At 50.9% G+C, this 7,690-nt stretch carries 7 protein-coding genes; 5 read left to right on the forward strand and 2 right to left on the reverse strand.

Annotation, left to right across the window (positions count from 1 at the left end; genetic code table 11):
• Nucleotides 1–25 precede the first annotated feature (25 nt).
• From FDY93_RS01155 to FDY93_RS01175, 5 genes are all read left to right on the forward strand, one after another.
• Complete coding sequence (locus tag FDY93_RS01155) at nucleotides 26–2,233, forward strand: glycosyltransferase family 2 protein (protein ID WP_138233897.1); 2,208 nt, start codon at nucleotides 26–28, stop codon at nucleotides 2,231–2,233.
• Between the two features lie 90 nt (nucleotides 2,234–2,323).
• Nucleotides 2,324–3,082: a phytanoyl-CoA dioxygenase family protein gene (locus tag FDY93_RS01160; protein ID WP_171018849.1), complete on the forward strand. Its 759-nt coding sequence runs from the start codon at nucleotides 2,324–2,326 to the stop codon at nucleotides 3,080–3,082.
• Between the two features lie 178 nt (nucleotides 3,083–3,260).
• Complete coding sequence (locus tag FDY93_RS01165) at nucleotides 3,261–4,058, forward strand: sulfotransferase family 2 domain-containing protein (RefSeq protein ID WP_138233899.1); 798 nt, start codon at nucleotides 3,261–3,263, stop codon at nucleotides 4,056–4,058.
• A gap of 321 nt (nucleotides 4,059–4,379) precedes the next feature.
• The gene (locus FDY93_RS01170) at nucleotides 4,380–5,222 is read left to right on the forward strand and encodes a hypothetical protein (RefSeq protein WP_138233900.1); all 843 of its coding nucleotides are present in this window, start codon (nucleotides 4,380–4,382) and stop codon (nucleotides 5,220–5,222) included.
• 398 nt (nucleotides 5,223–5,620) lie between these two features.
• Nucleotides 5,621–5,980: a hypothetical protein gene (locus tag FDY93_RS01175; RefSeq protein ID WP_171018851.1), complete on the forward strand. Its 360-nt coding sequence runs from the start codon at nucleotides 5,621–5,623 to the stop codon at nucleotides 5,978–5,980.
• Nucleotides 5,981–6,057: 77 nt separating this feature from the next.
• Here FDY93_RS01175 and FDY93_RS01180 read toward each other — a convergent pair whose 3' ends face one another.
• Nucleotides 6,058–6,600 (reverse strand): hypothetical protein, encoded by a 543-nt coding sequence (locus tag FDY93_RS01180; RefSeq protein WP_138233901.1) that lies wholly within the window; start codon nucleotides 6,598–6,600, stop codon nucleotides 6,058–6,060.
• A gap of 296 nt (nucleotides 6,601–6,896) precedes the next feature.
• Nucleotides 6,897–7,205, reverse strand: coding sequence for an addiction module antidote protein (locus FDY93_RS01185; protein WP_138233902.1), 309 nt, complete (start codon nucleotides 7,203–7,205; stop codon nucleotides 6,897–6,899).
• Between the last annotated feature and the right edge of the window lie 485 nt (nucleotides 7,206–7,690).

Raw genomic sequence — 7,690 nt, forward strand, 5'->3', positions numbered from 1 at the left:
GCTTATTCGTCATGAACCCAGTGCGTTGTCTGCTGATAGCGGCGGCGCGAACAGTGCTGCATCCTTCGTATGGCACGGCCGCCTGCCCGGAAAAGGCTGGTATATGCTTGAGTTCCAGTTGGCAGAAGCCCGCGGAGCCCGGCACGTGTTGTTGCATGTGGATTGTGGGGAGGGCTTTGATCCCGCACTAACGGTTACGCTGCCGTTACGTCGGGGAAAGATCGCCAAACGTATCTGTCATTTCCCGGCGCGGGTGCGGGCAGCGAGGCTGGAGATTTTCAGTGTTGGTGAACAGGACGAGCTTGGACTGCGACCTGCTACCGGCTATACCGTTGCCCACTGTTGCCTCGCCTGGCTGGCCCCCCACTTCGCCCGCGACCGACTATGCCAGCGCTTGGCCAACATGCACCGCAGTTTTCGTGGGCAGTCCAGTCGCGTTGTAAACAAAGCCCTGAAGCAAGAAGCCGCTGAAAAGGGGCGTAGCTGGTGTTCGGTAGCGCTGATGCACTACGGGGAGACTTTCCACAACCGCTGCCCGGATGCAGGGTACACTGAATGGCTCGCGCAGGTTGAGACTGAGCAGATGCCCGGCAGCAAAGAGGTTGCAGGGTTTGTCGCCGCGCTGGATACACCGGTGGAGTTTGTCCTGCGTTTGCGGCTCTCGGCACAAACGGTGGAATATGCGCTGCAGGCCAAGCGCTCCGTGTTGGCACAATCCTATCCGCACTGGCGGCTGGCGGTAGAAGTCTGTCCGGAACTGCAGAGGGCGCGACATCCGGTTATCGAACGCTTTAATGCGGCTGCGCAGGATGACACACGCCTGCAGATTGTAAATTCCCCAGCACGACTGCCAGAACCAGAAATGCCGCACAATACCCTGCTGTATTGCTCGGAACTTCCGGCCTGTGGCCGCTTGCATCCTCATGCGTTGTTTTTTGTGGCTCGGGTAGTCAACCAGAATCCGAAGGCTCAGCTGCTGTATACCGATGCAGACAGCCTGAACCGGGCGGGGGGCAGAGAGGCACCGCTATTCAAGCCGGGTTGGAACCCGGATCTTTTGCTGGCCTATAACTATGTCGGCCAGTGCTGTTTTTTCCAGCGCGATCTGTTGCAGCAGCTGGGGTTTGATTTCCCGGCGGGGCAGAATCTCTCGGTATACGGCAATTTGTTGCGCTGCCGAGATGTTTTGCCAGCAGCCACAGTCACGCATATTCCGCGTGTGCTCTATCACCAGAAGCTGTTGCCGGGCGCTGCGCTGGAACTGCTGTGTGAAGAAGAGTGGCAGAGTCTGCAGACTTATCTGCAGTCGGCGGAGGGGGATAAACACCCGGTCGCTCTGGAGGCTTTGCCGACACGCTCTGTGCATGGCGCGGCCGTGGCCCGCTGTCGCTGGCCGCTGCCGCAACCGGCACCACTGGTCAGCCTGCTGATCCCGACCCGGGATGGGGTGCACATACTGCGCCGGTGTGTGGATTCGATTCTGGAGAAAACCGAATACCCCAATTTCGAGGTGCTGATTCTGGATAACCAGAGCCGCTGCGCGGAAACCCTGGCCTATCTGGCGTGGGTGCAGTCGGATACGCGGGTGCGCGTGCACCGTTGGAACCATCCGTTCAATTATTCAGGCATCAATAATTATGGTGCTACGCATGCCCGTGGCTCGATTCTGGGGCTGATCAACAACGATATCGAAGTGATTACACCGGGCTGGCTGTGTGAGATGGTCGCGCACGCCAGCCGCGCGGAGATTGGGTGCGTGGGGGCGAAGCTGTATTACGGCAACGATACGCTGCAGCACGGTGGGGTGATTCTGGGTATCGGCGGTACCGCCGGGCACAGCCACAAGTACGCTTTGCGAGATGCGGCGGGGTATATGGGGCGTTTGTCGGCAGTGCAGAATCTTTCCGCTGTAACTGGGGCTTGTCTTGTATTGCGCAAGTCGGTATTTGATGAGGTCGGCGGTTTGAATGAAGAATATCTCGCTGTGGCCTACAACGATGTCGATCTTTGCCTAAAAGTGCGCGAGGCTGGGTATCGCAACCTGTGGACACCCCATGCAGAGCTATACCATCACGAATCCGTATCCCGCGGTGCTGACGATACTGCTGCAAAACGACGTCGCGCCCAGCGCGAGGCGGACTATATGCGCAGGCGTTGGGGATCGCAGCTGGATAGCGACCCTGCGTATAACCCGAATCTTACTCTGATCTTTGAAGATTTCTCATTGGCATAAACCGTTTTCGTGCTGTGGCCGGCCCCTCGAGTAATGCGGAAAGTCCGTCCAGTAAACAGAATAGGGCGGAGAACATGGAGAGTTCGAGAGATGCTTAGTCAGCAACAGATTACCGAGTTCCAACGAGATGGTTTTCTGATACTGGATTATAAGATCAAGGATGATCTTCTGGACCGAGTGATCGAGGGCGTTGAACGCCTCTATGATCGGCCTGGTGGTGGAGGTCAATATCTGCATGGCACTCGCGTTCAGGATGCATGGCGTTATGACGCCGGGGTGCGTTCAGTCGCGCTGGACAAGCGGGTTCTGAAGTCGTTGCAGCAGTTGTTTGGGCGTAAGCCCCGCCCATTTCAGACCTTGAACTTTCCGGTGGGTACCGAGCAGAAAACGCACTCGGATACCATTCATTTCAACAGCCAGCCTTCGGGTTTTATGGCCGGAGTCTGGGTAGCGTTGGAGGATGTGGATGAGACCAATGGCGCTCTCATCTATTACCCGGGCAGTCATAAATTACCTGAAATAACTATGCAGGATGTCGGGGTGACACCGTCTTATGCGCATTATCCGGAGTACGAGCGCTATATACAGTCGCTGGTTGAGCGGAAGGGGCTCCCGGTTCAGCGCGGAATATTGCAAAAGGGGCAAGTTCTGATCTGGCATGCCAATCTGCTGCACGGGGGCGGTAGCCATCCGGACAAAGCGCGCACAAGGCACAGTCAGGTTACCCACTATTACTTTGACGGTTGTCGTTATTTCACTCCCATGCAAAGTACAGAGATGGAGATTCGCTGGCGCAAACCCAGATGGGTTCGGCGGTATTCGTTCTACCGTAAGCCTGGTAAAAACTAACAGCACATTTTACGGGATCATCATCCAATTCATAGATGCCTGACCATGATGGGCGGTCAGTAAATCCAGAAGGTTAAGGATTAATCGAGCTCCCGTCAGTCCCTCTGGGGTCCACTATACAAAGAAGATTTCTCCCGTGCGTAAATCAAAGAGTATTGCTTGAGACCTGGAGGCTCCAATGAATCGTTTTTTAAAATACAGCAATAAAAACTATAGCCCGCTCAACCAAAATCCCCAGCACAAGTTTGCGCAAAACCACGCTCTGTGTATATATAACAGCGATGCGGTTTACAGTTTTATCCCCAAAAACGCGTGTTCCACTCTCAGAACCACCGTGGCCTATGCGAATGGCTGCATCAGGGATAAGTCGGAGTTCAATTGGATTCACAACAATAATCACACGTTTGTTGCTACTTTGCCTGAGCTGGTGAAGGCAAAGTATACGTTTACCGTTTTGCGCTGCCCCTTTTCCAGACTGGTAAGCGTATACCTGGATAAAATCGTGGGACGGGATCTGGATGCCTGGCGTTACGTGGATGTCCACAACCGTAATATCGGTGTGGAGGACATTACTTTCGACTTTTTTGTCAGAAGCATGGAGAAGCCCGGCGTCCGCAACTCCAACATTCACTGGAGGCCACAGGTGGATTTTCTGGTGTATGAAGAGTATGACGACTACTTTGCACTGGAGGATTTTTCCCGAGCTGTGAAAACTCTGAAAGAGCGTATTGGTATCGATGTCATCGATGCTCGCTCGCTGACCAATCATGGCAGGGATGGTTTTGATCTCGTCAGTGGGGAAGATTTCAGCATGGTCAAACCCTTTGATCTTCTGAAAAACAAGATGAACGGCGCTTTGCCTGATCTGAAGTCACTGTATAACGAGGAGTTGGTGGAGATTGTATCAAGGGTGTTCCGGAGTGATATTGATTTATATCTGAGTAAATTTGGCGCTGACGGTTTGATGTACGCTTAGTGGCTCGAAATTCGCAGCGGAGTGGCCAGGCCTTTACTTCCTGGCCGAGGCATATCTGGTTGAGAATTGGTGTGGTAGCCGGCAAGCCGCTGGATGTGGCGGCGCGGGCGGAGACGCTGCGGGAGCAGGTGTTGGGCTTGTGGAGGGTGCAACGCTAGCAGAGCTTTATTTTTAGTTTTGGCGAGTAGTTGCAATGCAGAAATTTCTGCGGAGTATCAAGCTTGGTTAAAGTTTCGGCAGGCGGAAATTAAAGATGAAATGTTGGACAAAGTAGGCGAGCTTCTTGATGACGGCTGTAGGAATTGATTGAGGTAATTTATGATGTCTAAATACTTTAGTGCACAAAAGTATCGACAGCGAGCGTACTCAGTCTGGTTCAAGCCTGAAGATGCTTCGGTACTTGCCAAATCAATGATCTATGATTTTGGTAAAGAACCAGATGTGCTTTCTGTTCTAGATAATGGTAAGGAGTGGTTGTTTTCAGAATTGACTCGATTTCAACCACTTACAGGTAAGTTATTGCAAGAGTCTGGTGAATTGTTCGTCGGAGGAGCTTACCCATTAAGACCACCTAACAAAAATGGACTTAGCCCTAAAGGTAAGCTTTATTTGTATCTAGAAGTTCACGGGCAACTTGTACAAGTTGGAGTTCCCCGTCCCAGTATTATGCGACGCCAAACAATGGCTGACGATTTACCTGTGGAAATTCGGGAAGCGTATTACCGTAAGGGGGTTATGGATGGGCTTGTTTTATCAGATGATGTCATACCTCAGCCATCCGGTAGATTCCTTCCCATCCCTATAGCCAGTGGCTGGGCAATCATTAATCATTGGGCTGAGTGGTTGAATCTAACCGAATATGAATTTAGAGGTGTCATTGATGCCTTAGATTTGCAACGGGATACTGATGGAAATATTTATGATTTAAGATCTTTTTTGGTTCATGTTCCTACTGGTGGTTATGACTATTCCGAGAGCGATATTTTATTTTTAGATAAAACCAAGCACCGAATTATTCATATGAAGAATGGCGATATCTCAACTATGCGTGTTCTTGAGAATTATGTTGATGCAATTGATAAGTATTGTGTGCATACAATTTTGGGGAAACCTGATAGGTTCGATTTTGAACCATATCTCGCCCAGGAGAAAATAATTAGTTAGGTGTTTTTTAGTTGAATATAAGAATATTTATATTTGTAGGCAGTAAAATTTCGATCTTAATTTTTTGAGCCGCCTCGTGTTGTTGATGGTGGCCAGAATAGTGTTGACTATTGGCTTGGTGAATGACGCTCTAAAATGAACGATTACAGATGAAGCCCATTGAGCTGCTGAAAAACAAGATGAACGGTGCTTTACCTAATCCGAAGTTACTGCCTAGCAGAGGCGTCTCTGCTCGAGAGTTTGTGTGGTAGCCGGCAAGCCCCTGCGAGAGTGGGTGTTGGGCTTGAGGGGGGGGAACACTAACAGAATTTACCTGTAGTAGTGACAAGTGATCACATCACCCTAGAATAGTTGTCTACCGACCGCTACCGATTGTTAGAGAAATAGCCGGAGGACTTATGCAGAGCCCCAGAATACTTGCCGCTGCATTGACTTTCCTACTCGTCAGCCCAGTCGTTGCTGACACACTGGTCACCGATAACTACACCATCAAGATCCAGGTGAACTGCCCCGAGGGCAATGTAACCTGTGACGATGTCAGCTATCACGGTACCTCGCACAAATCTGGCGAGCAGCTGAGCCTGAAAGGCAAAACTATCTCCAAAACATGTGCCGATGGCGTCACGCCCTGCCAGTTTCTCGGCTACCAGTTCAAAAATGGCAACACTATCTACAAGGTACTTGAGTCGGGTCAACTGCTTGTGGAGCAGAACGGCAAGACACTGGTCGACGAAAGTGGAGCCTGGAGCTATCAGTAGCACCGCCGGGACGTAGCTTTCCCTGGCAATACATAGTTATGCTTGTGGATCCCGGCGGCACACCGCTGTGCCAAACGTCAGAACCTGATTCCCGCATTGAGATTAAATGTAAGCACGTGGGCGACTGTTTCACCAGGGCTACCGATAAATTGGAATTTTACTTCCGGGCCGATAATAAATGTATCTTTGAATACTAGACCACCTTTAAAAGAAGCCTCGGCCATAGATCGAATCTTTCCAGATTCAATGCCAAATTCAGTCGCTCCTACTCCTGCGGTGCACCCAAAATATGATTTTAGACTTTCATTGATAGGGCCCTCTATGATAAAGCGAGGCCCAGCCGATAGCGATTTGTAATCACGGTCATGATCACCCCGGGCATCATTATCTGAATCAATAAAAGTAAAATCGACGTAAAACAATTCGGACGAAGGTACCCATCGGATCCCGTTAGCCGTCCCGGGATTTAAATCCAACCTCGAATATGAGTTGCTTTTAAGCTCGCTTTCATCTATGTCGCTCTTAATAGTTGCAGATGGCGCATACGAAATAATTAACTCATCCGCAGATGAAATGTTAGCCAACAATAGAGTTAGGGGTAGAAGATGAACTGCTTTCACTATTTTTCCGCACTACGAGGCTGTTGAAAAACTGTTTCTCTTCCAGCCACATTTTATTGGTCATCAATGGTCGATTAAAAAATTTTTTACATTATCATTCAGCCCTGCCAGAAAAGCACTCGATTTCCGTCAATAACCTTTGGGTTCACTGATTTGCCATCTGCTCCATCAATTTTCCAATGTTGCGCACCAAACAGAATATCCGCCATTGTCCCAGAATCTTGTCTTTACCGCGCAGCGAGAACCTTTGTACGTCAACCTACACTCATACACAGATGTATGAGATCACATCGCTTTCAGGCTGCTCTGTGCGGGTTTTTGTCGATCTCAACCTTCAGTTTCAAGCCCAATCCATGGATCACTTTAGTGAAGCTGGAAAGTTTGGGGTTGCCGCTTGCTGAGAGCATTTTGTACATGCTTTCTCGGCCCAGGTGGGAGCGCTTCGCCAAACCGGTAATACCATCTTCCTGGGCTTCGGCGATGTTGCGAAGAGCCATCAGAATAACGGAGGCGTCACCTTCTTCCAGGGCTTCGCTCAGGTATTCTGCTGCCACTTCGGGGTCACGAAGATGCTCATTGTGGGTCGCTCTGACATTAGGCGCCATTTGGATACCTCCGCTTGTGATCTTGCCACACGCAGCCTCCCCAGCCATTCCGCATGGGGACTCTTTCCGTGTTCGTCGGTGTACTCGTTGATGGTGTTTGTCATTTCCGGCACGCACAAAGTGTATCCTTTGGGATACTATCTGCAACTGGTTTTTTCGTCTGGATTGCTACTGCGTAGCTCGTGGCTGATTGGTCTCTGGTCGGGTGGCCCACCCAAAATGCGGTTAGTGGCGCCAGTAACTCCCACCTTCAGGTGTGGAGATGTTGCATCAAGCGTTACGCGGGAAAGCCGGCGCTCAAGCCGGTAGCCAAAGTCAGCGCGTCAACCCACCCAGCGCTGGTTCCCGTCCCCGAAGGTACTACTGATGAATCCCGGCAGGTTGCGGGCGTAGCCGCTGTTGGTTTTGATTTTGTCGCGCACGACGAAGTAGCCGGCAACCAGTGTCGCAGCACTCCAGCCCAGGGTTTCGGCATTCACCGCCTG

Origin of the sequence: Microbulbifer harenosus (genome assembly GCF_005771435.1) — a bacterium.
GTDB lineage: Bacteria > Pseudomonadota > Gammaproteobacteria > Pseudomonadales > Cellvibrionaceae > Microbulbifer > Microbulbifer harenosus.

What these genes read in the sequence shown, in the direction of transcription:
- FDY93_RS01175 (WP_171018851.1), top strand. Translation starts at nt 5,621, where the DNA reads ATGCAGAGCCCCAGAATACTTGCCGCTGCATTGACTTTCCTACTCGTC.
- FDY93_RS01185 (WP_138233902.1), bottom strand. Translation starts at nt 7,205, where the DNA reads ATGGCGCCTAATGTCAGAGCGACCCACAATGAGCATCTTCGTGACCCC.
- FDY93_RS01170 (WP_138233900.1), top strand. Translation starts at nt 4,380, where the DNA reads ATGTCTAAATACTTTAGTGCACAAAAGTATCGACAGCGAGCGTACTCA.
- FDY93_RS01165 (WP_138233899.1), top strand. Translation starts at nt 3,261, where the DNA reads ATGAATCGTTTTTTAAAATACAGCAATAAAAACTATAGCCCGCTCAAC.
- FDY93_RS01160 (WP_171018849.1), top strand. Translation starts at nt 2,324, where the DNA reads ATGCTTAGTCAGCAACAGATTACCGAGTTCCAACGAGATGGTTTTCTG.